This is a genomic window from Solimonas aquatica (assembly GCF_900111015.1).
GTDB classification, from domain to species: Bacteria; Pseudomonadota; Gammaproteobacteria; order Nevskiales; family Nevskiaceae; genus Solimonas; species Solimonas aquatica.
Genome location: NZ_FOFS01000010.1, coordinates 31,004 through 54,799, shown reverse-complemented (window position 1 = coordinate 54,799; position 23,796 = coordinate 31,004). Strand labels below are relative to the sequence as shown.

Sequence of the window (23,796 nt, the reverse complement as noted above, 5' to 3'; positions counted from 1 at the left end):
CGATGCCGGCGCACCAGGCCTTGCTTGCCCGTTACAATGCCCGGCTCGCGCGCTCCTGCGCAGCTTCTTTTCAGCCGACTTTTTCCCGCCATGCGCCTATCGCAGTTCCCGCTGGCCACCAGCAAAGAAACCCCCGCCGACGCCCAGGTCATCAGCCATCAGCTGATGCTGCGCGCCGGTTTCATCCGCAGCCTGGGCAGCGGCCTCTACACCTGGCTGCCCATCGGCCTGCGCACGCTCCGCAAGATCGAAGCCATCGTCCGCGAAGAGATGAACCGCGCCGGTGCGCTGGAGCTGTCGATGCCGGTGGTGCAGCCGGCCGAGCTCTGGCAGGACTCGGGTCGCTGGGAGGTGATGGGCGCCGAGATGCTGCGCTTCAAGGACCGCCACCAGAATGATTTCTGCCTGGGGCCGACGCATGAGGAAGTGATCACCCATCACGTCAAGCAGGACTTCCGCAGCTATCGCCAGCTGCCGGTGAACTACTACCAGATCCAGACCAAGTTCCGTGACGAACGCCGGCCGCGCTTCGGCGTGATGCGCGCGCGCGAGTTCCTGATGAAGGATGCCTATTCCTTCCACATGGACGCCGAGGACCTGGGCCGCGAATACCAGAACATGCGGCAGGCCTACATCCGCATCTTCACGCGCCTGGGCGCGGATTTCCGTGCGGTGAAAGCCGACTCCGGCAACATCGGCGGCGCGATGAGCGAGGAATTCCACATCCTCGCCGGCTCCGGTGAAGATCTGCTGGCGGTGGCCGAGAACGGCACGTATGCAGCCAATGTCGAGGCGGCAGAAACCCGGCCTTCCGGCAAGCCGCGCGCAGCGGCCACGGCGGCGCTGAGCAAGGTCGCCACGCCGGGTCAGAAAACCTGCGAGCAGGTCTCGAAGTTCCTGAACGTGCCGCTCACCGGCAAGGTCAAGCTGCTGGTGGTGAAGGCCGCCGAAGGCGCCAGCGCCTCGGGCCTGGTCGCCATCGCCTTGCGCGGCGATCATCAGCTCAACGAGATCAAGGCCGCCAAGCATCCGCTGATCGCCAGCCCCATGACCCTGGCCGATCCGCAGGACGTGCAGCGCGTGTTCGGCTGCGAGGTCGGGTATCTGGGCCCGGTCGGTTGCCCGGTGCCGCTGATTGCCGACTACGCCGCCGCGGAAGTGGCCGACTTCGTCTGCGGCGCCAACGACAACGACCATCATCTGACGGGCGCCAACTGGGGCCGCGACTGCGCCGAGCCGCAGACCGCCGATCTGCGCGTGATCGCCGAGGGTGATCCGAGCCCGGACGGTGTCGGCACCATCCGCTACTACCGTGGCATCGAAGGCGGCCACATCTTCCAGCTGGGCACCAAGTACAGCGCGGCGATGAAGCTCACCGTGCTCAACGAAGGCGGGCAGGCGGTGACCCCGCAGATGGGTTGCTACGGCATCGGCGTTTCGCGTCTGGTGGCAGCGGTGATCGAGCAGTCACACGATGCCGGCGGCATGATCTGGCCGGATGCCATCGCCCCGTTCCGCCTGATCATCTGCCCGATCGGCAGCGACAAGTCGGCGGCGGTGAAGAGTGCGGCGGATACGCTCTATCGCGAGCTGCAGGCCGCTGGTGTGGACGTGGTGATCGATGATCGCGGCAACCGCCCGGGCTCGATGTTCGCGGACGCGGACCTGATCGGCATTCCGCATCGCATCGTGATCGGCGACAAGAGCCTGGCCACGGGCCAGTTCGAGTACAAGGCGCGTCGCGCCGAGAAGGCCGAGCTGATCGACGCCAGCACCGCGGCAGTGCTGGCGAAGCTGGCCTGAATCAGGGACGGGCGGCGAAAGGAATCACGCAAAGGCGCAAAAAAGCCTGACGGCTTTTAGCGCCTTTGCGTTCTTGGCGGCTTGGTGAGCTTCTTGAGCTTTCGAGGGCTCTTGTTATGGCATCCACCACAGCACCGGCAGGATGCCGCGTGCGTGCAGGGAGCCGATCAAGAGCAGCATGGCGGCGGCCCAGACGAACCACAGCACATCGGAGAGGTGGTTGCGGAATTCGCGCGGATAGACCGTCCACTGCTCCGGCTCCTGCAGCGCCGACCAGCGCGGCCAGAAGCGCGGCACACGCGCCGCATAGGCGTCGAAGCTGGCGCCGTGCACCTTGCGCAGATGCGTCTCCTCGGCGCGGATCACACGCGGATAGACGATGGCGAACAGCGTTGCGATCAGGCCCGTCAGCAGCAGGCTTTCACTGACCAGGCCAATGCCCACCGCGCCCACCGCGCTGAAGAAGTACAGCGGATTGCGCGACATCGAATACGGACCGGTGCTGAGCAGCTCGCGGTTCTTGTAGCCGACGATGTAGAGATTGCACCAGAGGCGGCCGACGCTGGCGATGCTGATCAGGGTCAGGCCGATCACGGCGGCGATGTCACCCACGATCCAGTTGTTCTGGTCCCAGTAGCTGCCGTTGAAGAGCAGGACGACAATCAGCAGCAACACCAGCACGCGGGACATGCCGATACGATAACGGGCAAACAAGGCCATGGAACGAGGGTCGGTAGTTAAAAAAAGTGCTGCAGCTTACATCATTGCGACCGCGATCAAGCAGTCTGCAGCATGGATTTTCGGCTGGCGGAGCCGGCTCTTACAATGGTGCTCTTTTTGAGCGGTCCCATCACCAATCCTTAAGCATGGCCGACATCCTGGTGCTGTATTACTCGCGCAACGGTTCCGTGGCGCAGATGGCGCGGCAGATCGCCCGCGGTGTGGCGTCCGTGGACGGCGCGCAGGCGCGGCTGCGCACGGTGCCGCCGGTGAGCGCCGATCACACGCAGCGCGGACCGGCGGTGCCCGAGACCGGCGCGCCCTATGTGGAGCCCGGTGATCTTGCCGAATGCGCGGGCCTGCTGCTGGGCAGCCCGACGCGCTTCGGCAATATGGCGGCGCCGCTCAAGCACTTCCTCGACAGCACCTCGGCGCAGTGGCTGTCCGGCACGCTGTCCGGCAAGCCGGGCGCGGTGTTCACCTCCACCGGCACCCTGCACGGCGGGCAGGAGAGCACGCTGCTGAGCATGATGCTGCCGCTGCTGCATCACGGCATGCTGCTGGTCGGCATCCCCTACAGCGAGCCGGCGCTGAGCAGCACCAGCACCGGCGGTACGCCCTACGGCGCCAGCCATCACGCCGGCAGCGGTGCACAGCCCAAGGCCCTGTCCCGCGATGAGGAAGCGCTGTGTCAGGCGCTGGGCCGGCGCGTCGCGCAGCTGGCGCTGAAGCTGGCATGAGCGCACGTCCGCTGCCGGTCCAGGTGGTGCGCCTGCTGGTGTTGCTGAGCCATGTGGCGCTGAGCCTGTTGCTGATCACCACCGGCGGCAAGCTCGCACTGCTCGCGGGTCTGCTGCTGTGCTGGCCGCTGCCGGGCCTGTTGCGCGGCCGCAGCTACACCTACGCCTGGGCCAGCATGCTGCTGGCCATCTATTGCGCGCTGCTGCTGGCCGATGGCTACGCGCGGCCGCAGGCGCAGCACTGGTCCTTTGGTCTGGCGCTGCTGGCGGCGCTGGAGTTCGTGGCACTGATGCTCTATGTGCGTTTCAGCGCGCGAGCGTCGCTTGCACAAAAGGCAGGCTCAGGCGCCGCTTCTGGCTGAGCGAGGCGCGGTCCAGACGCTCCAGCGCTTCCAGCAGCGCGCCGGGGCTGCGCGCCTGGGTGCGCTGCAGCCAGCGCACCACCTCGTCCTTCAGTTCCAGGCCGCGCGCCTGGGCGCGTTCCTGCAGCAGCTGCGCGCATTCCTCGTCGCTGAGTGCGCACAAGCCCAGCAGCACGCCGGCGGCCAGACGCGTGCGCAGATCGGGCAGGGTGGCCAGGGCCTCGGGCGGGTGCTCGCTGCTGACGACGGTCTGCAGGCCGGCCGCGCGGCGGCGGTCGAGCAGGCGCAGCAGGCTCAGCGCCCAGGCGCTGTCGTCCAGCACCGCATCGAGATCGTCCAGGCACAGCAGCGGCGCCGCGTCGAAACCGTCCAGTACCTCGGGGCCATAGTCGCGGCATTCGCGCAGCGGCAGATAGGCGCCGCCGCGCTCGCGGCACAGGGCCTGCAGCAGATGCGTGCGGCCGCTGCCGGCGGGACCATAGAGCAGACCATCGCGATCCAGCGCGCGCAGGGTCGCCACCGTGGCGGCATTGCGGCCGGCCCAGTAGCTGGCGAAGCTGGCCGCCTCGCGCAGCTGCACGGCCAGCGCCAGCTGCTGACCTTTCATGGCGCCTCCGGCGGCTCCTGCGGCCCGTGATAAAGCGGGCTGCGCAGCCACTGCGCGCGGGCATGACGCACCAGCACCGCCAGCACCGCCGAGGCCGGCAGGGCGATGAGAATGCCGGTGAAACCGAACAGCTGGCCGCCGGCCAGCAGCGCAAAGATCACGGTCACCGGATGCAGGCCGATCTTGTCGCCGACCAGGATGGGCGTGAGAAACCAGCTTTCCAGAAACTGGCCGATGCCGAACACCACCGCCACCCAGACCAGGGGCAGCAGCTCATGGGTCTGCACCAGCATCGCGATCATCGCCGAGCCGATGCCGACCACGAAGCCCAGATAGGGCACGAAGCCGAGCAGGCCGGCAATCACGCCGATGATCAGGCCCAGCTTCAGGCCGATCAGGGTCAGGCCCAGGCCATAGACCGTGGCCAGCGCCGCCATCACCGTGAGCTGGCCCCGGATGAAGGAGCCGAGCACCGCGTCGGACTCCCGCGCAAGCTCGCGCACCTTGGGCAGATGGCGGGGCGGAATCAGCTCGCGGATCGCCGCCACCAGGCGATCCCAGTCGCGCATCAGATAGAAGCTGACGATGGGAATCAGCAGCAGATTGGCCACCGCCTCGAGCACCGCCTTGCCCGATTCGCTGACGCGCAGCCACAGGGTCTTGGCGATGCCACCGGCTTCCGACCAGTGCTCGCTGAGCAGCTGCTGCAGGGCGCCGGCGTCCAGGCGCGCGCCGGTGTAGGGCGGCAGACCCAGCTTGGGCAGGCCCACGTCGAGGATCCAGTTGATCCAGTCCGGCAGATTGCGGATCAGGGCTACGGTCTGTTCGAACAGCAGCGGCACCAGCCACAGGCCCAGCAGCACCGCGACGATACTGAAGAACAGGAACACCAGGCCTACGGCCGCGCCGCGCGACAGGCGCAGACGCTCCAGCCGATCCGCGAGCGGATCGCCGATATAGGCCAGGGCCGCGCCGACCGCGAAGGGCGCGAGGATCGGCGTCAGCGACCAGATCAGCAGCAGCGCCGCGGCAGCGCCCAGGGCCCAGGGCCACCAGCGCGGATTGTGGGTCGGCATGGGGCGCCGTCTTTTAGTGGCGCAGCAGCAGCGCAAGACCCGCTGCGCTCGCCGTGCCTTCGAGCGCCAGATCGCGGTTGCCGGCCAGCGCGCTGGCGATGCGCGCGGCACCGCCTTCGATGCTGAGCAGCAGCTGCAGATGGTCGGCGGCGGCGCTCTGCACGCTCAGGCTGCGCAGACCGGGCAGCGCGCGCAGGGCGTTCACGGCGCGCACGTAATCGGCGGTGTTCTGCACGCCGCGCAGCGCAACCGGCAGCTGTTCGGCGGCCGCCTGCGCATAACCCCAGACCGGCAGGCCGGCGCCGCGCAGCTGGGCATCCACCGCGCTGCGGTCGAACACCGCCACCAGCTGCAGACCGCCGCTGGCATTGCGCTCGTATCCGTAGCGGGAGAGCAGGCTGCTGCTGCGCGCCAGAATCTGTGGTGCGCCGGCGGCGGCGCTGGGGCCGCTGACGCGTGCCAGCACCTGGGCCAGGGCCTCGCGCAGCGCCGGATCGCGCGCGGCCGGGCTCTGGTCCGCAACATCGACGCGGCCCTCGTAGGCGTCGCCGCCGGTCTGCGCGAGGCAGATGCCGGGGACGAGCAGGGCCAGAACCAGGGTCAGGGAGCGGAGAAGATCGTGCATGGGCCGAATTATCCGGGCGGCCGGGCTAAAATAACAGGCAGCGCTGCCGCCAGATGCGGCTGCATCCAGGGCCCGCCACCTCGGCGGGCCGCCTGTTTTTCTGCCGTCTCACGAAATTTCGAGCATCCGCCTCATGAAAAAAACCACCGGCCTGAGCTATCGCGATGCCGGCGTCGATATCGACGCTGGCGATGAGCTGGTCGACGACATCAAGAAGATCGTCAAGTCCACGCGCCGCCCCGAGGTGCTGGCCGGCGTCGGCGGCTTCGGCGCGCTGGTGAGCCTGCCCAAGAAGTACAAGAAGCCGGTGCTGGTTTCGGGCACCGATGGCGTGGGCACCAAGCTGCGCCTGGGCATCGACACCGGTCGCGTGCTGGGTCTGGGGCAGGATCTGGTTGCGATGTGCGTCAACGATGTGCTGGTCTCCGGCGCCGAGCCGCTGTTCTTCCTCGACTACTACGCCACCGGCAAGCTGGAGCAGAAGGTCGCGGCGCAGGTGATCAAGGGCATCGCGCAGGGCTGCAAGCTGGCCGGCTGCGCGCTGGTGGGCGGCGAGACCGCCGAGATGCCGGGCATGTATGCGCCGGGCGATTTCGATCTGGCCGGTTTCTGCGTGGCGGTGGCCGAGCAGTCCAAGCTCATCGACGGCAGCAAGATCAAGGCCGGCGATGTGATGATCGCACTGCCGTCCTCCGGCCCGCATTCCAATGGCTACTCGCTGATCCGCAAGATCATCGAAGTCAGCGGCGCCGATCTCAATGCCTCCTTCGGTGCCGGCAAGCTCGCCGATGCGCTGCTCGCGCCCACCGAAATCTATGTGAAGCCGGTGCTCAAGCTGCTGGAGCAGGGCATTCCCGTGCGCGGCATGGCGCATATCACCGGCGGCGGCATCACCGGCAATCTGCCGCGCTGCTTCCCCAAGGGCATCGGTGCGGTGGTGGACACGCAGAGCTGGACGCGCCCGGCGATCTTCGACTGGCTGCAGGAGCAGGGCGGCGTCGAACAGGAAGAGATGTGGCGGGTGTTCAACTGCGGCGTCGGCTTCGTGCTGGTGCTGCCGCGTGCCAGGGCCAATGAAGCCCTGGCCAGCCTGCGCAAGAGCCGGCTCAAGCCCTGGCTGCTGGGCGAGGTGGTGAAGAGCAAGCACGAGGTGCGCTACGCGTGAGGCCTCTGCTCACAGCGATGCGCGCATGAGCGCACGTATCGCGGTCCTGATTTCCGGTGAAGGACGCAATCTGCAGGCGCTGATCGAGGCCTGTGCGGCTCAGCGCATCGACGGTGAGATCGTACTGGTACTGAGCAACCGCGCCCAGGCGCGCGGCCTGCTGCGTGCGCAGCAGGCCGGCATCGCCACGGCCACGCTGGCGCATCGCGATTACGCCAGCCGCGAAGACTTCGATGCCGCGATGCTGCGGGTGCTGGCCGAGGCGCGCCCGGACTTCGTGGTGCTGGCCGGCTTCATGCGCATTCTCACGCCGGCCTTCATCCGCGCCTATGCGGGCCGCCTGCTCAACATCCATCCCTCGCTGCTGCCGCGTCATCCCGGCCTGAACACGCATCAGGCGGTGATCGATGCCGGCGAGACCGAGCACGGTGCCACCGTGCATTTTGTGACCGAGGAACTCGACGGCGGGCCGCGCATCATTCAGGGGCAATTCAAGCGCCGGATCGAAGATGATGCCGAAGCGCTCGCCGAGCGCGTGATGCAGGAAGTGGAGCTGAAGATCTATCCGCAGGCGGTGGCCTGGATGGCGCGCGGCGAGCTGACGATGGCTGACGACGGGCGCGTCAGCCTGCGTGGCAAGATGCTCGGCGAGCCGCTGAGCCTGACCGATCTGGAGACGGAGTTCCGATGAAGTGCATGTCCAAGCTGCTGGCCCTGCTGCTGCTCGGCATCGGCGCGGCGCAGGCGGCGGCGCCGGAGCAGGACTGGACGCCGCATCAGGAACGCTACAGCGTGGCCTGGGGTGGCATCGCGCTGGGCGAGGGCAGCATCAGCCTCAAGCCGCGCGGCGCTGACTGCTTCGATTACGTCTCGCAGACCACGCCGATTGCGCTGGTGCGCTGGAGCTATGGCGAGCCGCGCGAGGCCAGCCGCTTCTGCGTGAAGGACGGCGCGATCGTGCCGCAGCACTTCGAGTACACGGTCAGCGGCAACTCCAAGGACAATTTCACGCTGGACTTCTCCGAGGACGGTCGCCGCATCAAGCGCCTGCAGGGCGGCACCGTCACCGAGCTGTCGGTAACGCCGCCGGTCTACGACCGCTTCGTGGTGCGCGAGGCGATCCGCATCTGGGCCATGCAGCACGCCGGAGAGATCGGTGCCGAGCAGGAATTCACGGTGCTGGAAACCGGCCAGCCCAAGACTTATCGCTACGCGATCAAGGCGCGCGAGAAGGTGCAGACCGAGGCCGGCAGCTTCGACAGCATCCGCGTCGAGCGCGTCGACAATCCCAAGAAGATCCAGCGTTACTGGATCGCGCCCTCCCGTCATTACGCGGTGGTGCGCGTCGAGCATCTCTACAAGGGCAAGCAGCAGCTGATGATGTCGCTGCGGCCTTGAGCGCCGCGTCAGCTGCGTGCCAGCACGCCTTCCTCGCGCAGCTTGTGCAGATGACTTTCGATATTGCGCCGCGCCAGCGGCAGCAGACGCGGGTCCACGTCCTTGTAGATCAGCGGCAGCATGGCGTCGATCTCGTGGCCTGCGTTCCACAGTGACAGCACCTGCTGCTCGCGCAGCTGACGGTGATGCAGGGTGTCGCGCAACCGATAGGTGCTGCCCATGGCGATGCCGTGCGAGGGCACGATGATTTTCGGGTCCAGATCGATCAGGCGCTGCAGCGAGGCGTAGTACTTGGCCATGTCGCCTTCCGGCTTGCTGATCACCACGGTGCCGATGCCCTGGATCAGATCGCCGACGATGCACCAGGCGCGGTTGTCGGGCATCAGTGCCAGCTGGCCTTCGTCGTGACCGGGCACCGCCAGCACCCGCACCGCCTCGCCGCGCCAGCGGCACAGCACATCGCCTTCGCGGTAGTGATGCACAGCCAGGTTCGCGAAGTAATCTTGCCCGCAGCGCGCCTGGATGCGCTGCTGGGTGTCTTCCGACATGCCGATGGGCACCGCGAAGCGGCGCGCCAGATCGGCGCTGCGTTCGTGATGATCGGGATGATGGTGGGTGAGAAAGACTTCGTGGATGCCGTGACGCTCGACCATCGCGCAGAGCTTTTCGAACTCCGCCGCATCGCCGGGCGAGGGATCGACCAGCACGCGGTGCGACTGCGCATCGCCCAGCAGAAAGCAGTTGGTGTGCTCGGCCGGCGGCAGGGTGTTGGAGCGTACCGGCATGATGCGCAGGCCCGGCACGTTGTCGAGCATCGGCAGTTCCTGCGGCGGGCGATCACGGAAGTCCAGGCCCGGCACATTCTCCGGCTTCAGGTTCTGCGCCAGGGCCTGGACCACCGCGATGGTGGGCACCGCCAGCAACGCCTCGCCGCGTTCGCGCAGTTCCAGCCATTGCTGCGGCGTGCGCCAGACCGCCGCCTGCAGCTCGTGGGCATCGACCTTCAGCGCCGGTTCTTCGTCCAGTTCCACCTGGAAGAAATAGGTGTTGAAGCGGCGCGGCTGATGCGGCGGCGTCAGCGCCACGCCCAGCGCGCGGATATGGGTCTTGGCAGCCAGGGCCAGCAGGTCGAGGTCCAGCTCCTCGCGCAGCTCGCGGATCAGGGCGCGCAGCAGGCGCGGCTCGTGCGCGCCCCAGTGCGCGGGCGGCGTCGCGCCCTCGCTGTCCTCGGCATCGACCTTGCCGCCGGGGAAGGCCTGGTAACCGGGAAACGCGGCCAGGAAGCCCTGCCGCAGCACCATCAGCAGACGGCCGCGACAGATCATCACCACGGTCACGGCATCGACAATCTTGCTCATCGCACTCTCAGGGGACTGGCCCGGCTTAAGGTGACGATTATCGTGGCAGCCACTGGGCTGCGGCAACGCGGCTTTGACGCGCCGGCCACGGCTCGCCACCATGGCGCCCCGCATCGTGAGGAGAGACCCGACGTGTCGCAGGACCAGCGCCAGGAGGATTTGCCGGAAGTCGCCGCCGAGGCGGTGAACGCACTCAGCGAGCGCGCTGCACGTCGTCGCCTCGGCGTGCTGGGCCAGTTGCTGCCCTACCTGCGCCCGTATCGTGGCCGCCTGCTGATGGCGCTGCTGCTGCTGTGTCTGGCTTCGCTGGCCTTTCTGGCGGTGCCGCTGGCCTTCCGCCAGCTGATCGATCACGGCTTCGTCGGCGGCGCTTCGGTGCACCGCTACTTTTTTGGTCTGCTGGGCATCGCCGTGATCTGGGCGGTGGCCTCGGCGGGACGCTTTTATCTGGTGACCTGGATCGGCGAGCGCGTCACCGCCGATCTGCGCAACGCGGTTTACCAGAGCATGCTGCGGCAGTCGCCGCAGTATTTCGAAACCACGCGCAGCGGCGAGGTGCTGTCGCGCCTGACCGGCGACACCACCCTGGTGCAGACCGTGGTCGGCTCCTCGCTGTCCATGGGCCTGCGCAGCAGCTTCCAGTTTCTCGGTGGCCTGATCATGCTGGCGGTGACCAGCGCCAAGCTGTTTGCCATCACCCTGGCCCTGCTGCTGGCGGTGGTGGTGCCGCTGATCATTGCCGGCCGGCGCATGCGCAAGCTCTCGCGTGAATCGCAGGACCGTATCGCCGACAGCGCGGCGGTGGCCGGCGAGGTGCTCAATGCCATTCCCACGGTGCAGGCCTTCACCAACGAGGCTTACGAAGCACAGCGCTTCGGTGCGGCGGTGCAGAACAGCTTCGTGGTGGCGGTGCGCCGCACGCGGGTGCGCGCGCTGCTGCAGGCCGGCATGATCGCGGGTGTGTTCGGCGCCATCGTCTTCGTGCTGTGGCTGGGGGCGCAGGCGGTGATCGCCGGTGACATGAGCAGCGGCGCCTTGACCTCCTTCGTCATGTACGCCGGCATCACCGCCGGCGGCGTCGGTGTGCTCTCCGAGGTCTGGGGCGATGTGATGCGCGCTGCCGGTGCCACCGAACGCCTGATGGAACTGGTGAGCGCGGTGCCCGGCATCCAGGCGCCGCCGCAGCCGAAAACCCTGCCGGCGGATGCGCGTGCCCGGGTGCGCTTCGAAACCGTGCGTTTCAACTACCCTTCGCGACCGCAGACGCCGGCGCTCGATGGCCTGGATCTGGAAGTCCAGGACGGCGAGACCCTGGCCCTGGTCGGGCCCAGCGGCGCCGGCAAGACCACGGTGTTCCAGCTGCTGCAGCGCTTCTACGATGTCAGCGGCGGCCGCATCCTGTTTGATGGCACGGACATCCGCGAGCTGGATCCGCGCGCGCTGCGCGCGCGCATCGGCATCGTGCCGCAGGAAGCCGTGGTGTTTTCCGCCGATGCCCGCGACAACATCCGTTACGGCCGGCCGGATGCCAGCGAGGCGCAGGTGCTGGCGGCGGCGCGCACCGCGCTGGCCGATGAATTCATCCAGCGTCTGCCGCAGGGCTATGACACCTTCCTGGGCGAGCGCGGCGTGCGCCTGTCCGGCGGCCAGCGGCAGCGCATCGCCATCGCCCGCGCGATTCTGAAGAACCCGCCGCTGCTGCTGCTCGACGAGGCCACCAGCGCCCTGGACGCCGAGAGCGAGGCCCTGGTGCAGCGCGGTCTGGAAGCGGCGATGCGTGGCCGCACCACGCTGGTGATCGCACACCGGCTCGCCACCGTGCAGCGCGCCGACCGCATCGCGGTGCTGGAGCAGGGCCGGCTGGTGGAAATCGGCACGCCGGCGGAGCTGGCCCGCAGCGGCGGTCTTTATGCGCGGCTGGCGAGTCTGCAGCTGGTGGCCTGAACACCACGCGCGACATTCGCATTGTCATGCCATGCGTGGATAATGCACGCTCGCTACACGCCAAGGCAGAAATCGCTCATGAACCGCCTGCAAGCCGTCCACGCCCTGGGCCAGTCGATCTGGCTGGACTACATCCATCGTCAGCTGATGCTCTCTGGTGGACTGCGGCGCTTGATCGAAGAGGATGCGATCTGCGGCCTGACCTCCAATCCGGCGATTTTTGAAAAGGCCGTCGGTAGCGGCAGCGATTACGACGCCAGCCTCAAGGCGCTGCTGGCGCAGGGCCTGCGTGAACCGCAGGCGCTGTTCGAGCAGCTGGCCATCGAGGACATCCGCCTGGCGGCGGATGATCTGCGCAAGGTCTACGAGCGCAGCGCCGGTGCCGACGGTTATGTGAGCCTGGAGGTCTCGCCGCATCTGGCGCACGACGCGCAGGCCAGCATCGAGCAGGCGCGGCGCCTGCACAAGGCGGTGGCGCGCGACAATCTGATGATCAAGGTGCCGGGCACGCCGGCTGGCGTTGCGGCGCTGCGCACCCTGATCGGCGAGGGCATCAAGGTCAATGTCACGCTGCTGTTCTCGCGCGCGGCGTATCGCGCGGTGGCCGAGGCCTATATCGATGGCGTGGCGCAGTATGTGGCGCGCGGCGGTGATGCCGGACAGCTGGCCAGCGTCGCCAGCTTCTTCGTCAGCCGCATCGACAGCGCCGTGGATGCGCAGCTGGGCTCGCGCGCACCCCAGCTGCAGGGCAAGGTGGCCATCGCCAATGCGCGTCTGGCCTATCAGGATTACAAGCAGATTTTCAGCGCGCCGCGCTGGCGTGAGCTGGCACAGCAGCATCGCGCGCGTCCGCAGCGTCTGCTCTGGGCCAGCACCGGCACCAAGAATCCGCAGTATCGCGACACGCTGTATGTGGAAGAGCTGATCGGCCCGGAGACGGTGAACACCGTGCCGCCGGCGACGCTGGATGCGTTTCGCGATCACGGCGAGGCGCGCTCCATGCTCGAACACGCACTGGGCGAGGCGCAGGCCACGCTCGATGCCTTGTCCGGCCTGTCGGTGTCGCTGGAGACGATCTGCGAGCAGCTGGTGGTGGACGGACTCAAGTTGTTCGTCGATGCCGACGACAAGCTGATGGCGGCGGTGGCGGCCAAGCGTGAGCGTCTGCTGTCGGCGCCGTGAACCGACGGTGAATCGGTAAGCTCGCGCGGTTCAGAGAGAGTTAACCGGGTAGCCCGCAGGCTGGACCCGGTTCTGAAGGATGCCTTTCAGAACCGGGTGGCCGGCAGCCGTCGGCCTTCGCCAATCGCGATGAAGGAGCTACCCCATGAACAAGCACAAGCTGCTGCTTGCCGGAATGATGAGTCTGAGTCTGCTTGCCGGCGGTCTGCCCGGGCTGGCACAGGCCCAGGACAACAGCACCACTTCCCAGACCGGCCAGTACTTGAGCGACGCGGCGCTCACCACCAAGGTCAAGACTGCGCTGCTGGCGGAAAAGGGTCTGAAGTCCACCGACATCGGCGTCGAGACGCAGAACGGTACCGTGCAGCTCTCGGGCTTCGTGATGTCTTCGGCACAGATGGATCAGGCCGTGGACGTGACGCGCCATGTCAAAGGCGTGAAGGACGTGAAGAACGACATGCGTCTGAAGACTGCCGCGCAGTGAGCGGCATGCAAACGACAAGGCCCGCCGATGGCGGGCCTTGCTTTATGCGGCGTTCAAACGCTTCAGCGGTGCAATCCGCATTCGGTCTTGGGCTTGCCCACCCAGCGGCCGCTGCGACCTTCGCCGGGCACGGTGCAGTGGGTGCAGCCGATCGACTGATAGCCCTGCGCCACCAGCGGATGGAAGGGAAGGTCGTGCTCGCGGATGTAGGCGTCGCGCTGCTCGCGGGTGACATCGATCATGGGATTGAACTTGACGATGCCGCCGCGCTCTTCGAAGACCTCGAGCTGCGCGCGATGCTCGGTGTCCCAGCGCATCAGGCTGGACATCCACACCTGATAATTGGGCTTGATCGCGTCCAGCGGCTCGACCTTGTTGATCGAGCAGCAGAAGTCGGGGTTCTTCTCGTAAGTCTTGTCGGTCTGCGTGAACTGATGCCGCCAGTCTTCGGCGCGCACGCTGAACACATCGAGCTGGTAGAGGCCGATCAGGTAGTCGCGATAGGCCAGGGTTTCCGGAAAGTGGTAGCCGGTGTCGATGAAGGCAAACTTCTGGCGCGGCTCGATGCGCGAGATCAGGTGCAGGAAGTAGGCGGAGGTCGCGGCGAAGGATGAGGTGACCAGCACCTTGTCCACCGGGAATTCCTGGTAGAACTGGCGCAGGCGGGTTTCGAAGTCCAGTGGCGCGTAGCGGCGGTTGAGCTCCGCCAGTTCCGCAGCGCTCAGTCCGGCGGTGTTGCCGGCGGATGGCGGTTCGAGATTTTCAGCTAGGTTAGACACGGACAATTCCAGAAGCCTGGCTCGGCAGGGGTCACAGTTTACGGTAAGGACTGCTTTCCGATTTTCAAATTACAAAAATGCATAAGCTTGTAACCAAATTTTTTGCGGGCCTCGGCCTGCTGGCGATGCTGTTCGGGCCGCCGGCGTCCGCGGCCTCGCCGGCCGTGGGCACGGCGGCGCCCCCGGCGCTGGGTCTGGATCTCGCCGGCCAGCCGCTGCGCCTGGAGAGCCTGCGCGGCCGCGTGGTGGTGCTGAGCTTCTGGGCCTCCTGGTGCGCACCCTGCCTGGAGGAGATGAAGGTGCTGGAAAATCTGCAGGCGCGCGTGGGCTCCGGGCGGCTGTGCATCGTCGGCGTGAACTGGCGGGAAAGCCGGCGTGCGTTCCGGCGCCTGGCCGAGCGGCTCGGACCGCTGGCGATCACGCTGGCCAGCGATGCCGACGGCCAGGCCGGGGCGCAGTATGGGGTCAGCGCGATTCCGCGCCTCTTCGTGATCGACGCGCAGGGGCGTCTGGCCTTCAGTCACGAGGGTTACGACCCGCAGCTGCTCAGCGGCCAGCTGCTGGAGGAAATCGCGGCGCTGCTCAGCGCATCGGAAGCCGCGCATGCGATGATCCCGCCATGAATGAAGGTCTTTATCAGAACCTCCCCGGGGGCGAGGCGGCACTGCGCGCCCTGGTGGACCGCTTCTACGATCTGATGGACAGCGAGCCGGCGTACGCGGCGCTGCGCGCGCAGCATCCGCCGCGCCTGGATGGCGCCCGCGACAAGCTGTTCTGGTATCTCTGCGGCTGGACCGGAGGGGCGTCGCATTACACCGATCGCTTCGGGCATCCGCGCCTGCGGGCGCGGCACCTGCCGTTTGCCATCGGCGCGCGCGAACGCGATCAGTGGCTGGCCTGCATGCAGCAGGCCTGCGCGCAGAGCGGGCTGCCGCCGGCCTGGTGCCAGACCTTGCTGGCGGCGCTGGCGCCGCTGGCGGACTGGATGCGCAACCGCGCCACGCAAGCCTCCTAGGGCCTGTTAACGCTATGGACAATCGCTGCGTTGCTGCCGGAAATGGCGCCTGGCAAGGCGCGGGACGCAGGCCTTGGTGGTTCCAAGGCCAAGTCCCGCAAGGCCGCTGCGCGCCATTTCCGGCGCAAGCCGGATGGGACGGGGCCCCACGTGGACTACTGGGGCCGCAGGGCGGCGTTGGCAGCCGCTGGCCTGGAATCACCAAGCGGCGCGTCTGTCGCCTTGCCCTGCGGCAAAACAACCTCCGTCGCAGCCATTGCCACAGCGTTAACAGGCCCTAGGCCCGGGAGCGCCAATGCCGACGCTGATCGTCTGCGAACACTGCGACACCGTGTACCAGCGTGCACCGCTGCAGCCCGGCCAGCGCGCGCGCTGCCTGCGCTGCGCCGCACCGCTGTATCGCGCCGATCTTGCGCCGCCCGCCCTGCTGGCGCTGACCCTGGCGGCGGCCGTGGTGTTCCTGATCGCCAATGTCTTTCCCATCGTCAGTCTGGATCTGCAGGGCAGCAGCAGCCAGAGCACGCTCTGGGGCGCCATCCACGCTGCCTGGGACAGCGAGGTGGGACCGGTGGCGGTGCTGGTGGCGCTCACCGCATTCTTCTTTCCACTGCTGCAGATCCTGCTGCTGGGCGCGGTGCTGCTGGCCCTGCGGCGCGGCGGCCTGCGCCGCAGCCTGCTGGTCGATGCGCTGCACAGCCTGCGCTTCCTGCGGCCCTGGAGCATGGTGGAAGTGTTCCTGCTCGGGGCTCTGGTAGCGGTGGTGAAGATGGGCGCGCTGGCCGCCGTGCAGCCGCGTCCGGGCCTGTATGGCTTTGCCGCCCTGACCCTGCTGCTGACCGCGCTCAACAGTTTCGATCTGCACCGGCTCTGGGAGTGTCTGGATGAGTAGCGCCGCCGGGCTGCCGCGCGCCGCCGACCTGGGCCTGCTCAGCTGCCTGGCCTGCGGTCTGGTCTGCCGCGCGCTGCCGGCGACTGCGGCACCGCATTGCCCCCGCTGTCATGCGCCGCTGCACCGGCGCAAGCCGGCCAGCCTGTCGCGCAGCTGGGCGCTGCTGATTGCGGCTGCGGTGCTGTACATCCCCGCCAATCTGCTGCCGATCATGCAGACCTCCACGCTGCTCTACAGCGAGAACGACACCATCCTCAGCGGTGTGCTGACGCTGTGGCGCAGCGGCGCCTGGGATCTGGCGCTGATCGTGTTCGTGGCCAGCATCGTGGTGCCGCTGCTGAAGATCGCTGCGCTGGCTACGCTGCTGCTCAGCGCCGGCGCGCATTCCCGCTGGCGCCGCCGCGAACGCGCGCGCCTGTACCGCCTCATCGAATTCATCGGCCAGTGGTCGATGCTCGATATCTTCGTGGTGGCGCTGCTGGTGGCGCTGGTCAACTTCAATTCGGTGGCGCAGGTGCGCGCCGGTCCGGGTGCCATCGCCTTTGCCTCGGTGGTGGTGCTGACCATGCTCGCATCCATGAGTTTCGATCCGCGCCTGATCTGGGACGAACCGCAAACCGGGAGCCGTGCATGAGCGAGGAGCCGCAGGCGCCGCTGCCGCTGCCGGGCGTGGAGCGCACACGTCGCTGGAGCCTGTCGCTGGTGTGGCTGGTGCCGCTGGTGGCGACGCTGGCAGGCGTCGTGCTGCTGGTGCGTGCCTGGCTGGCCGCCGGCCCCGAGATCGTGATCCGCTTCGACAGCGCCGAAGGTCTGGAGGCCGGCAAGACCGAGTTGCGCTACAAGGACGTGGTGGTGGGCAAGGTGCGCCGCATCCAGCTCAGCGAAGATCATCAGCAGGTGCTGGTGGCGGTGGAGCTCAGTCATGACGCCGCCAGCCTCGCGGTCGAGGACAGCCGTTTCTGGGTGGTGCGGCCGCGCGTGGGTCTGGGCGGTGTCTCGGGTCTGAACACGCTGCTCTCCGGCGCCTACATCGGCGTGGACGTCGGTCGCTCGCACGAGGAGCGCCGCGAGTTTCACGGCCTGGAAGTGCCGCCGGCGGTGACCAGCGATCAGAAGGGCCGGCGCTATGTGCTCGACGCCGAGGACCTGGGCTCGCTGGACATCGGTTCGCCGCTGTATTTCCGGCGCAAGCTGGTGGGGCGCGTGGTGGCGCATCAGCTGCGCGACGACGGTCGCGGGGTGACGCTGGAGGTCTTCGTCGACGCGCCCTTCGACCGCTTCGTCACCGTCGACACGCGCTTCTGGAACGCCAGCGGCGTGGACGTGGCGGTGGGGGCCGACGGCGTGAAGATCGACACCGAGGCTCTGGCCACGGTGCTGGTTGGCGGCATCGCCTTCGAAGCGCCGCCGCATGACGCGCCGGCCGCCGCCGCCAGCGAGAAATACCATTTCGCGCTGTTCGACACCCGCGTCGCCGCCCTGGCGCCGCCGGATGGTCCGCCGGTGGATGTGCGCATGCGCTTTGCGCGTTCGATGCGCGGCCTGAACCTGGGCGCGACGGTGGATTTCGGCGGCGTGACGCTGGGCAAGGTCACGGCGCTGGCGCTGGAGCAGAACGCCAAGGACCGCTCGCTGCTGGCGGTGGTGGATGCGCGTCTGTATCCGCAGCGCCTGGGTGAGCTGTACCGGCAGCAGGGCACTGCGGACGGCGCGGCCTATCTGCGCAAGCTGGTGGAACGCGGCCTGCGCGCGCAGCTGCAGCCGGGCAATCTGCTCACCGGGCAGCTGTTCGTGTCCCTGGATTTTGTGCGCGGCGCGCGCCCCGTGACGCTGGCCAGCGCGGCGGCCCGGCCGCTGGAGATTCCCACGGTGCCGGGCAATTTCGATCAGATCCAGCAACAGATCGCCGATATCGTGGCGCGCCTGAACAAGGTGCCCTTCGACGAGATCGGCGCGCATCTCAACGCCAGCCTCGCCAGCAGCGAGCATCTGCTGAGCCAGCTCGACACGCAGCTGGCGCCCGAGGCGCAGGCCGCCCTGCGCAGCGCGCATGCGGCGGTGGACAATCTCAACCAGAATTTCGCCGCCGGCGAATCGCCGCTGCAGCGCAATACCCAGGCGATGCTCGCGGCGGTGGAGCAGATGGCGCGCGCCATGCGTGAGCTGGCCGAGTATCTCAAGCGTCACCCCGAATCCCTGGTGTTCGGCAAACCGGACAACAAGGAACCCGCCGAGAACGGCAAGACGGAGCCCGCGCCATGATCCGTATCGGCAGTCTGCTCTGCGTGGCCACGCTGCTCTGCGCCTGCGCCGCCGATCCCACGCATTTCTACACGCTGCTGCGCCCGCAGGCGCAGGCGCTGGCACCGCGCACGCAGGCCTATGTGCTGGACGTGCAGCCGGTGCGCATCCCGGCGCAGCTGGATCAGCCGGAGCTGGTGGTGCGTCAGGGCGAGGGCGAGGTGGCGCTGGTGGAGACACGGCGCTGGATCGCGCCGCTGGGCGAGGAAGTGCGGGGCGCGCTGGTGGCGCGGCTCAAGCAGAAACTGGGTGTCGCCGAGGTCTCGCAGCTTTCACCGCCGCCGGATACCCGCGTGTATCGCGTGCTGCTCGATGTGCAGCGCCTGGATGCGCAGCTGGCGCGCGGCGTGAGCCTGGATGCCGGCTGGAGCGTGCTGGAGGTGAGCGCGGCCAGCGCCCCGCGTCAGCGCTGGACCTGCGCCAGCGCGGTCAGCCTGGCGGTGACCGGCGGCTACGAGAATCTGGTGGTCGGCATCCAGCAGGCGCTGGATCGTGTCGGCGATCAGATCGCCACGCTGATCAGCGCTGCACAGGCCGGCGGCACCCTCAGCTGTCCGCCAGCGTCCGCGAGCTGAGCCTCGGCAGCAGGTAATCGCGGGCGGCGACGGCCAGGGCCAGCAGCGAGATCGAGACGATCAGCGGCCGCGCCAGCGGATATTCCGGCTTCATGAACAGCTGCGCGAGCGTGCAGCCGGCCAGAATCAGCACCACGGTCTGATGCACACGCGGGCGCAGGCCCAGCGGCCAGCGCCGTGCCAGCAGAAGGCCCAGATACGCCGAGAACAGGCCGCAGGCTGCGCCGGCGCAGACATCGACGGGCCAGTGCGCGCCGACCGCGACGCGGCTGAAACCCACGGCCAGTGCCGCGATCAGCAGCAGCGCGCGCTGCCAGAGGGCGGTGAGATAACAGGCGACGCAGGCGGCGGAGACGAAGGCGGTGACGGTGTGGCCGGAGGGATAGCTGCCGCGCCGGAGCACGGGGCCGAGCTGGCGGAAGCTGTCCAGTTCCAGCAGCGCCGCCGGCCGCGGCTGCGCCGCCAGCGACTTGATGCCGTGCGAGAGCAGGGTGGCGATCAGGGCCGCCAGCAGCGCCTGCCAGAGCAGCGCCGGATGACGCTTGGCCAGAAACAGGAACAGGCTCAGGGCCAGCAGGCTGTCGCCCAGCTGCGTGAGGCTTTCGGCGAGGCGGTCGCTGAGCAGGCGGCCGGCGTCGTTGATGGTGCTGAAGCCGCCGTGCCAGCCACTGCTGTAAACCAGCAGGCCCTGCGCCAGCAGCAACAGCGCCGCCAGCCATAACAGCCAGCGCTGTTGCGTGGGCTCGGCAAAAGAGGTGGCGGCCAGGTTCTGGTTCATCGCGGCGCGGGGCTGGGCAGTTCGGGGCGCCATTCTAAACATGCCGCCTTGTCGCCGGATTTTCCCGTCTAGCGTGCCAGCCCCGCGCGCTGCAGCAGGCCTTGCGCCTGCGCATTGTGCTGCCGCACCAGGGCCGGCAGATCCAGGCCCGGAATGCGGCCCTCGTCCACCACCACGCGACCATTGATCACGGAGTAGCGCACGCGCACCGGCGCGCAGCAGAGCAGGGCGGCCAGCGGATCGCTCTGCGCGCCGGCGTGCTCGATGCCGTCGATGGGAAAGGCCACCAGATCCGCCGCCATGCCCGGCGCCAGATGCCCGATGTCCTGCCGCGCCAGCATGCGCGCGCCGCCGAGTGTGGCGAGTTCCAGGGCCTCGCGTGCCGACATGCGGTCGGCGCGCGATTCGAAACCCGGCCAGCCCACGCGTTGCAGCAGCATGGCCTGACGCGCCTCGCCCAGCATGTGATTGCCGTCATTGCTGGCCGAGCCGTCCACGCCCAGGCCCAGGCGCACACCGGCGTCCACCATCGCGCGCACCGGCGCGATGCCCGAGGCCAGAATCATGTTGCTGCTGGCGCAGTGGCAGACACCGCTGCAGCTGTGCGCGAGCTTGCCGATCTCGGCGCCCGAGGGATGCACCATGTGCGCGAACCACACGTCCGGGCCCAGCCACTCCACCGATTCGGCGTAGTCGAGCGGCCGCATGCCGAATTTCTCCAGGCAGTAGCGGTCCTCATCGATGGTTTCCGCCAGATGCGTGTGCAGGCCCACGCGCGCATGCGCGCGCGCCATGCGCGCGGACTGGCGCATCAGCTCGCCGCTGACGCTGAACGGCGAGCAGGGCGCCAGACCGATGCGCAGCATCGAATAGTCCTGCGCATCATGAAACTGTCCGATCACGCGCAGGCAGTCCCGGAGAATCGCGTCCTCGTCTTCCACCAGATGATCCGGCGGCAGACCGCCCTGGCTGATGCCCACGCTCATCGAGCCGCGCGTGGGATGAAAGCGCAGACCCAGTTCGCGTGCGGCGGCGATCTCATCATCGATGCGCGCGCCATTGGGATACATGTAGAGATGATCGGCCACCGTGGTGGCGCCGCTGAGCAGCAGTTCCGCCAGGCCCAGCTTGGCGCTGACATACACCGCCTCGCCGTGCATCTGGCCCCAGATCGGATACAGGGTCTTGAGCCAGTCGAACAGCGCCAGGCCGCGCGCGGTGCCGATGCCGCGCGTCAGCGTCTGGTAGAGATGATGATGGCCGTTGATCAGGCCGGGCAGCAGCACGCAGCCAGTCAGATCGATGCGCCGCTGCACGCGGCGCGTGGGCTCGGCGTCGAGCCAGGCCTGCACCTCGGCGGCGCTGCCCACGCAGGCGATCTGCCGGCCTTGCACGGCCACGCTGCCGCCGGCGATTTCGCGGCGCTGCGCGTCCATGGTGGCCACCACTGCGGCGCCGTGCAGCAGCAGGATCTGCTCGTTGTCGGTGTTCATGCGCGCAGTATGCCGGCGGCGGCTACTCGCTGCCGCTCAGCAGGCGCGCCGCCTCGCGCTCGGAATGCGGGTTGAGTTCCAGGCCGCGCGAGCCGCGCAGCTTGAAGCTCAGGTGCTCGCCCACCGTCACCGGCGGATACAGCGGTGGATGATCGGCATCCGCGCAGCCGGGCAGGCAGCTGACCAGGGCATCGTGATTGCCATCGTGAAAATAGGCCGCCGAACGGCGCCGGATCAGACGCCCCTGGCCGTTCACCGGCGGCAGCACGCGGTGCAGGGTCGAGCGCCAGCGATCATTGCTCCAGCGCGCCAGCATGTCGCCGAGATTGATCAGCATCGCCCCGGGCGCGGGCACGATGTCATGCCAGTCGCCATCGCCGTCCATGATCTGCAGGCCCGGACTGACTGCGTCGGCCCAGAGCACCGTGACGATGCCGTAATCGGTATGGCCGCCCATGCCCATCTGCCCGGGCTCCACGCGCGTGTCGCCGGGCGGCAGCTGGTAGTTGTTGAGACGCAGGGTGTCGATGGAGCGGTTCTGGAAGGGCACGAAATAATCGTCGGGCAGATTCAGGGCCAGCGCGAAGATGCGCGTCATGCGTCGCGCCAGGGCGCCGGCCTCGGCAAACCAGGTTTCGATCTGCGCGCGAAATGCAGCAGGCTGCTGCGGCCAGAGATTTTCCGGAAAGTGTTCGGCGGGCAGCGCCACCCCGGGATGCTGCGAAACGGTGCTGCCGATGTTGAAGGCCTCGAACAGATCCGCCGGCGAGGCCACGCCCAGGCTGTAGCTGAGCCGCTCGCTGCGCAGGCCGGTGTAGCCGCGATTGATCTCGGTGCTCGGCGGCCGGCAGCGCAGCTTGTCTTCGAGGGGCAGGCCGAAGAAGCCATCGATGGCGGCTTTCAGGCCTTCGATGGCGGCGTCCGGCACGCCATGGCCGCAAATCTGCATGAAGCCGATTTCGCGCGCGGCGGCGCCGACGCTGGCGGCAATCGCCGCGCGCTGCGCCTGCCCGCCGTGGGCGAAGCCGGAAATGTCGATGATCGGAACCTGCAGCTCGCTGGCCATGGGAAGGCTTCAACTCAGATAGTGATTGATGCGGAAGAAATTGCCTTCCGGGTCCTGCAGCACCGCCTGCCAGGCGCGGTAGTAGGTGAGATACGGCGCCTTGAGCAGGCTGGCGCCGAGCTGCAAGGCGCGTGCGCAGAGCGCATCGACCTCGGTCTGGCGGTCGACATGGAAGGTCGGGTAGTGCGCGACGCTGGGGCGCTGTGCGCGCAGCGCGCCGGCGTTGAGCAGCGCCACCGCTGCCGGGGCATGAAAGCCGATGTCGCTGCCGGCGATGCGCAGCGCGCGGTAGATCGGCGAGCGGTGCTCCACGGCTTCTTCCAGCTCGAACAGCTGGCGATAGAAATCAAAGACGCGGTCCAGATCCTGGCAGAACAGATTGACGCTGAGGCCCGGTGACATGTGAGGGCGCTCAGTGCGAGGCCGCGTAAGCCTCGATGGCGGCGAGATGCCGGCTCTGCTCGCTGCTGTGCAGGAAGGAGGCGAGGATGGAATTGCGCGCGAGCTGAATCAGTTCTGCGCGGGTGAGCTGCAGTGCACGCTGCATGGCCAGATAGTTCTCGGCCACGTAGCCGCCGAAGTAGGCCGGGTCATCGGAGTTGACGGTGACGCACAGGCCGCGCTGCAGCAGCCCGCGCAGATTGTGGTCCTCGGCGCGCGCGAAGACCTTGAGCATCACGTTCGACAGCGGGCAGACCGTGAGCGGCATCTGCTCGCGGACCAGGCGCTGCACCAGGGCCTCGTCTTCCAGACAACGCACACCGTGATCGATGCGGCTGACGTGCAGCAGATCCAGGGCTTCGACGATATAGGCCGGCGGGCCTTCCTCGCCGGCATGTGCGACCGTGAGCAGGCCTTCGGCGCGCGCGCGATCAAATACCGTCACGAATTTCGAAGGGGGATGTCCGCGCTCGGAAGAGTCCAGGCCCACTGCCGTGATCCAGTCGCGGTAGGGCAGGGCCTGCCTCAGGGTCGCCATCGCCGACTCGGCGCTCAGGTGGCGCAGGAAGCAGAGAATCAGGCGATGCGTGATGCCCAGCTCCAGCTGCGCTTCCAGCAGCGCGCGGCGGATGCCACGGATCACGGTGTCGAACGCGATGCCGCGCTCGGTATGGGTCTGCGGATCGAAGAAGATTTCCGTGTGCACCACGCCGTCGGCGTGGGCGTGCAGCAGATAAGCGCGGGTCAGCGCGTAAAAGTCCTCCTCGTCGCGCAGCACATTGGCGCCGGCGTAGTAGATGTCGAGGAAGGATTGCAGATCGGAAAAAGCATACGCGTCGCGCAGCGCCTCCACCGAGGTGTAGGGCAGCGCGACGCGATGCTTGGCGGCCAGCTCGAACAGCATCTCCGGTTCGAGCGAGCCCTCAATATGCAGGTGCAGCTCGGCCTTGGGCAGGCCGCGGATGAATGAGGCCGCGTCTTGCATGATCCGAGCT

The 23,796-nt window shown here is 67.8% G+C and carries 26 protein-coding genes; 15 read left to right on the top strand and 11 right to left on the bottom strand.

Annotated features, from left to right (window positions below; translation table 11 throughout):
• The first annotated feature begins 90 nt into the window (after nucleotides 1-90).
• Nucleotides 91-1,803 (top strand): proline--tRNA ligase, encoded by a 1,713-nt coding sequence (locus BMY12_RS13030; protein ID WP_093286951.1) that lies wholly within the window; start codon nucleotides 91-93, stop codon nucleotides 1,801-1,803.
• 114 nt (nucleotides 1,804-1,917) lie between these two features.
• Here the strand turns inward: BMY12_RS13030 and BMY12_RS13025 are convergent, their stop codons facing one another.
• Nucleotides 1,918-2,523: a methyltransferase family protein gene (locus BMY12_RS13025; RefSeq protein ID WP_093286948.1), complete on the bottom strand. Its 606-nt coding sequence runs from the start codon at nucleotides 2,521-2,523 to the stop codon at nucleotides 1,918-1,920.
• A 146-nt stretch (nucleotides 2,524-2,669) separates the two neighbouring features.
• On the opposite strand from BMY12_RS13025, the gene wrbA reads away from it, so the two are divergent.
• The gene (wrbA, locus tag BMY12_RS13020; protein WP_093286946.1) at nucleotides 2,670-3,263 is read left to right on the top strand and encodes an NAD(P)H:quinone oxidoreductase; all 594 of its coding nucleotides are present in this window, start codon (nucleotides 2,670-2,672) and stop codon (nucleotides 3,261-3,263) included.
• Nucleotides 3,260-3,625, top strand: coding sequence for a DUF2069 domain-containing protein (locus tag BMY12_RS13015; protein ID WP_093286943.1), 366 nt, complete (start codon nucleotides 3,260-3,262; stop codon nucleotides 3,623-3,625). Before wrbA ends, BMY12_RS13015 begins: the two co-directional genes overlap by 4 nt.
• Here BMY12_RS13015 and hda read toward each other — a convergent pair.
• Genes hda through BMY12_RS13000 form a run of 3 tightly spaced genes read right to left on the bottom strand, consistent with a single transcriptional unit; the run spans nucleotide 3,570 to nucleotide 5,933 of the window.
• Nucleotides 3,570-4,232 carry a DnaA regulatory inactivator Hda gene (gene hda / locus BMY12_RS13010; RefSeq protein WP_093286941.1) on the bottom strand — a complete coding sequence of 221 codons (663 nt, stop codon included), beginning with the start codon at nucleotides 4,230-4,232 and terminating at the stop codon, nucleotides 3,570-3,572. The two genes, BMY12_RS13015 and hda, sit on opposite strands and share 56 nt — an antisense overlap.
• Nucleotides 4,229-5,308, bottom strand: a complete 1,080-nt coding sequence (locus BMY12_RS13005; protein WP_093286938.1) for an AI-2E family transporter — start codon at nucleotides 5,306-5,308, stop codon at nucleotides 4,229-4,231. The genes hda and BMY12_RS13005 overlap by 4 nt, the downstream gene beginning before the upstream one ends.
• A gap of 13 nt (nucleotides 5,309-5,321) precedes the next feature.
• The gene (locus BMY12_RS13000) at nucleotides 5,322-5,933 is read right to left on the bottom strand and encodes a DUF8605 domain-containing protein (protein WP_093286936.1); all 612 of its coding nucleotides are present in this window, start codon (nucleotides 5,931-5,933) and stop codon (nucleotides 5,322-5,324) included.
• Between the two features lie 133 nt (nucleotides 5,934-6,066).
• Here BMY12_RS13000 and purM point away from each other — a divergent pair, with 133 nt between their 5' ends.
• Genes purM through BMY12_RS12985 form a run of 3 tightly spaced genes read left to right on the top strand, consistent with a single transcriptional unit; the run spans nucleotide 6,067 to nucleotide 8,496 of the window.
• Nucleotides 6,067-7,098 (top strand): phosphoribosylformylglycinamidine cyclo-ligase, encoded by a 1,032-nt coding sequence (gene purM, locus BMY12_RS12995; protein ID WP_093286933.1) that lies wholly within the window; start codon nucleotides 6,067-6,069, stop codon nucleotides 7,096-7,098.
• Nucleotides 7,099-7,123: 25 nt separating this feature from the next.
• Nucleotides 7,124-7,789: a phosphoribosylglycinamide formyltransferase gene (gene purN / locus BMY12_RS12990; RefSeq protein ID WP_093286930.1), complete on the top strand. Its 666-nt coding sequence runs from the start codon at nucleotides 7,124-7,126 to the stop codon at nucleotides 7,787-7,789.
• Between the two features lie 5 nt (nucleotides 7,790-7,794).
• A complete protein-coding gene (locus BMY12_RS12985; RefSeq protein WP_177188987.1) occupies nucleotides 7,795-8,496 on the top strand; it encodes a DUF3108 domain-containing protein in 702 nt (233 codons plus the stop codon).
• An 8-nt stretch (nucleotides 8,497-8,504) separates the two neighbouring features.
• Here BMY12_RS12985 and BMY12_RS12980 read toward each other — a convergent pair whose 3' ends face one another.
• Nucleotides 8,505-9,854: an MBL fold metallo-hydrolase gene (locus BMY12_RS12980; protein WP_177188986.1), complete on the bottom strand. Its 1,350-nt coding sequence runs from the start codon at nucleotides 9,852-9,854 to the stop codon at nucleotides 8,505-8,507.
• 183 nt (nucleotides 9,855-10,037) lie between these two features.
• Here BMY12_RS12980 and BMY12_RS12975 point away from each other — a divergent pair, with 183 nt between their 5' ends.
• From BMY12_RS12975 to BMY12_RS12965, 3 genes are all read left to right on the top strand, one after another.
• The gene (locus BMY12_RS12975) at nucleotides 10,038-11,798 is read left to right on the top strand and encodes an ABC transporter transmembrane domain-containing protein (RefSeq protein ID WP_177188998.1); all 1,761 of its coding nucleotides are present in this window, start codon (nucleotides 10,038-10,040) and stop codon (nucleotides 11,796-11,798) included.
• Nucleotides 11,799-11,876: 78 nt separating this feature from the next.
• Nucleotides 11,877-12,980, top strand: coding sequence for a transaldolase (tal, locus tag BMY12_RS12970; RefSeq protein WP_093286923.1), 1,104 nt, complete (start codon nucleotides 11,877-11,879; stop codon nucleotides 12,978-12,980).
• Between the two features lie 145 nt (nucleotides 12,981-13,125).
• The gene (locus BMY12_RS12965; RefSeq protein ID WP_093286920.1) at nucleotides 13,126-13,464 is read left to right on the top strand and encodes a BON domain-containing protein; all 339 of its coding nucleotides are present in this window, start codon (nucleotides 13,126-13,128) and stop codon (nucleotides 13,462-13,464) included.
• Nucleotides 13,465-13,526: 62 nt separating this feature from the next.
• On the opposite strand, the gene BMY12_RS12960 is transcribed toward BMY12_RS12965, so the two are convergent.
• The gene (locus BMY12_RS12960; protein ID WP_218140190.1) at nucleotides 13,527-14,243 is read right to left on the bottom strand and encodes a phosphoadenylyl-sulfate reductase; all 717 of its coding nucleotides are present in this window, start codon (nucleotides 14,241-14,243) and stop codon (nucleotides 13,527-13,529) included.
• A gap of 77 nt (nucleotides 14,244-14,320) precedes the next feature.
• On the opposite strand from BMY12_RS12960, the gene BMY12_RS12955 reads away from it, so the two are divergent.
• From BMY12_RS12955 to BMY12_RS12930, 6 genes are all read left to right on the top strand, one after another.
• Complete coding sequence (locus BMY12_RS12955) at nucleotides 14,321-14,866, top strand: TlpA family protein disulfide reductase (protein ID WP_093286915.1); 546 nt, start codon at nucleotides 14,321-14,323, stop codon at nucleotides 14,864-14,866.
• Nucleotides 14,863-15,258, top strand: a complete 396-nt coding sequence (locus tag BMY12_RS12950) for a group II truncated hemoglobin (protein ID WP_093286912.1) — start codon at nucleotides 14,863-14,865, stop codon at nucleotides 15,256-15,258. Before BMY12_RS12955 ends, BMY12_RS12950 begins: the two co-directional genes overlap by 4 nt.
• A gap of 295 nt (nucleotides 15,259-15,553) precedes the next feature.
• Nucleotides 15,554-16,147: a paraquat-inducible protein A gene (locus BMY12_RS12945; RefSeq protein ID WP_093286910.1), complete on the top strand. Its 594-nt coding sequence runs from the start codon at nucleotides 15,554-15,556 to the stop codon at nucleotides 16,145-16,147.
• On the top strand, nucleotides 16,140-16,781 hold the full coding sequence (locus tag BMY12_RS12940; RefSeq protein WP_093286907.1) for a paraquat-inducible protein A: 642 nt from the start codon (nucleotides 16,140-16,142) through the stop codon (nucleotides 16,779-16,781). The genes BMY12_RS12945 and BMY12_RS12940 overlap by 8 nt, the downstream gene beginning before the upstream one ends.
• Entirely contained in the window at nucleotides 16,778-18,409 is a 1,632-nt protein-coding gene (locus tag BMY12_RS12935; RefSeq protein ID WP_093286905.1) for a PqiB family protein, read from the top strand. The genes BMY12_RS12940 and BMY12_RS12935 overlap by 4 nt, the downstream gene beginning before the upstream one ends.
• Complete coding sequence (locus BMY12_RS12930) at nucleotides 18,406-19,023, top strand: PqiC family protein (protein ID WP_093286902.1); 618 nt, start codon at nucleotides 18,406-18,408, stop codon at nucleotides 19,021-19,023. Before BMY12_RS12935 ends, BMY12_RS12930 begins: the two co-directional genes overlap by 4 nt.
• Here the strand turns inward: BMY12_RS12930 and BMY12_RS12925 are convergent.
• The 5 genes from BMY12_RS12925 to BMY12_RS12905 all read right to left on the bottom strand — a co-directional run bounded on the left by BMY12_RS12925 (nucleotide 18,995) and on the right by BMY12_RS12905 (nucleotide 23,786).
• Nucleotides 18,995-19,801, bottom strand: a complete 807-nt coding sequence (locus BMY12_RS12925; protein ID WP_218140189.1) for a phosphatase PAP2 family protein — start codon at nucleotides 19,799-19,801, stop codon at nucleotides 18,995-18,997. The two genes, BMY12_RS12930 and BMY12_RS12925, sit on opposite strands and share 29 nt — an antisense overlap.
• 68 nt (nucleotides 19,802-19,869) lie before the next feature.
• Nucleotides 19,870-21,294: an 8-oxoguanine deaminase gene (locus tag BMY12_RS12920; RefSeq protein WP_093286897.1), complete on the bottom strand. Its 1,425-nt coding sequence runs from the start codon at nucleotides 21,292-21,294 to the stop codon at nucleotides 19,870-19,872.
• 22 nt (nucleotides 21,295-21,316) lie between these two features.
• Nucleotides 21,317-22,360: an isopenicillin N synthase family dioxygenase gene (locus BMY12_RS12915; protein ID WP_093286895.1), complete on the bottom strand. Its 1,044-nt coding sequence runs from the start codon at nucleotides 22,358-22,360 to the stop codon at nucleotides 21,317-21,319.
• Between the two features lie 9 nt (nucleotides 22,361-22,369).
• On the bottom strand, nucleotides 22,370-22,762 hold the full coding sequence (locus BMY12_RS12910) for a VOC family protein (protein ID WP_093286892.1): 393 nt from the start codon (nucleotides 22,760-22,762) through the stop codon (nucleotides 22,370-22,372).
• 10 nt (nucleotides 22,763-22,772) lie between these two features.
• Nucleotides 22,773-23,786 carry an adenosine deaminase gene (locus BMY12_RS12905; RefSeq protein ID WP_093286890.1) on the bottom strand — a complete coding sequence of 338 codons (1,014 nt, stop codon included), beginning with the start codon at nucleotides 23,784-23,786 and terminating at the stop codon, nucleotides 22,773-22,775.
• Nucleotides 23,787-23,796 lie beyond the last annotated feature (10 nt).

Coding starts and splice junctions, on each gene's coding strand:
- BMY12_RS13030 (WP_093286951.1), top strand. CDS start 91: ATGCGCCTATCGCAGTTCCCGCTGGCCACCAGCAAAGAAACCCCCGCC.
- BMY12_RS13025 (WP_093286948.1), bottom strand. CDS start 2,523: ATGGCCTTGTTTGCCCGTTATCGTATCGGCATGTCCCGCGTGCTGGTG.
- wrbA (WP_093286946.1), top strand. CDS start 2,670: ATGGCCGACATCCTGGTGCTGTATTACTCGCGCAACGGTTCCGTGGCG.
- BMY12_RS13015 (WP_093286943.1), top strand. CDS start 3,260: ATGAGCGCACGTCCGCTGCCGGTCCAGGTGGTGCGCCTGCTGGTGTTG.
- hda (WP_093286941.1), bottom strand. CDS start 4,232: ATGAAAGGTCAGCAGCTGGCGCTGGCCGTGCAGCTGCGCGAGGCGGCC.
- BMY12_RS13005 (WP_093286938.1), bottom strand. CDS start 5,308: ATGCCGACCCACAATCCGCGCTGGTGGCCCTGGGCCCTGGGCGCTGCC.
- BMY12_RS13000 (WP_093286936.1), bottom strand. CDS start 5,933: ATGCACGATCTTCTCCGCTCCCTGACCCTGGTTCTGGCCCTGCTCGTC.
- purM (WP_093286933.1), top strand. CDS start 6,067: ATGAAAAAAACCACCGGCCTGAGCTATCGCGATGCCGGCGTCGATATC.
- purN (WP_093286930.1), top strand. CDS start 7,124: ATGAGCGCACGTATCGCGGTCCTGATTTCCGGTGAAGGACGCAATCTG.
- BMY12_RS12985 (WP_177188987.1), top strand. CDS start 7,795: ATGTCCAAGCTGCTGGCCCTGCTGCTGCTCGGCATCGGCGCGGCGCAG.
- BMY12_RS12980 (WP_177188986.1), bottom strand. CDS start 9,854: ATGAGCAAGATTGTCGATGCCGTGACCGTGGTGATGATCTGTCGCGGC.
- tal (WP_093286923.1), top strand. CDS start 11,877: ATGAACCGCCTGCAAGCCGTCCACGCCCTGGGCCAGTCGATCTGGCTG.
- BMY12_RS12965 (WP_093286920.1), top strand. CDS start 13,126: ATGAACAAGCACAAGCTGCTGCTTGCCGGAATGATGAGTCTGAGTCTG.
- BMY12_RS12955 (WP_093286915.1), top strand. CDS start 14,321: ATGCATAAGCTTGTAACCAAATTTTTTGCGGGCCTCGGCCTGCTGGCG.
- BMY12_RS12950 (WP_093286912.1), top strand. CDS start 14,863: ATGAATGAAGGTCTTTATCAGAACCTCCCCGGGGGCGAGGCGGCACTG.
- BMY12_RS12945 (WP_093286910.1), top strand. CDS start 15,554: ATGCCGACGCTGATCGTCTGCGAACACTGCGACACCGTGTACCAGCGT.
- BMY12_RS12940 (WP_093286907.1), top strand. CDS start 16,140: ATGAGTAGCGCCGCCGGGCTGCCGCGCGCCGCCGACCTGGGCCTGCTC.
- BMY12_RS12935 (WP_093286905.1), top strand. CDS start 16,778: ATGAGCGAGGAGCCGCAGGCGCCGCTGCCGCTGCCGGGCGTGGAGCGC.
- BMY12_RS12930 (WP_093286902.1), top strand. CDS start 18,406: ATGATCCGTATCGGCAGTCTGCTCTGCGTGGCCACGCTGCTCTGCGCC.
- BMY12_RS12925 (WP_218140189.1), bottom strand. CDS start 19,801: ATGAACCAGAACCTGGCCGCCACCTCTTTTGCCGAGCCCACGCAACAG.
- BMY12_RS12920 (WP_093286897.1), bottom strand. CDS start 21,294: ATGAACACCGACAACGAGCAGATCCTGCTGCTGCACGGCGCCGCAGTG.
- BMY12_RS12915 (WP_093286895.1), bottom strand. CDS start 22,360: ATGGCCAGCGAGCTGCAGGTTCCGATCATCGACATTTCCGGCTTCGCC.
- BMY12_RS12910 (WP_093286892.1), bottom strand. CDS start 22,762: ATGTCACCGGGCCTCAGCGTCAATCTGTTCTGCCAGGATCTGGACCGC.
- BMY12_RS12905 (WP_093286890.1), bottom strand. CDS start 23,786: ATGCAAGACGCGGCCTCATTCATCCGCGGCCTGCCCAAGGCCGAGCTG.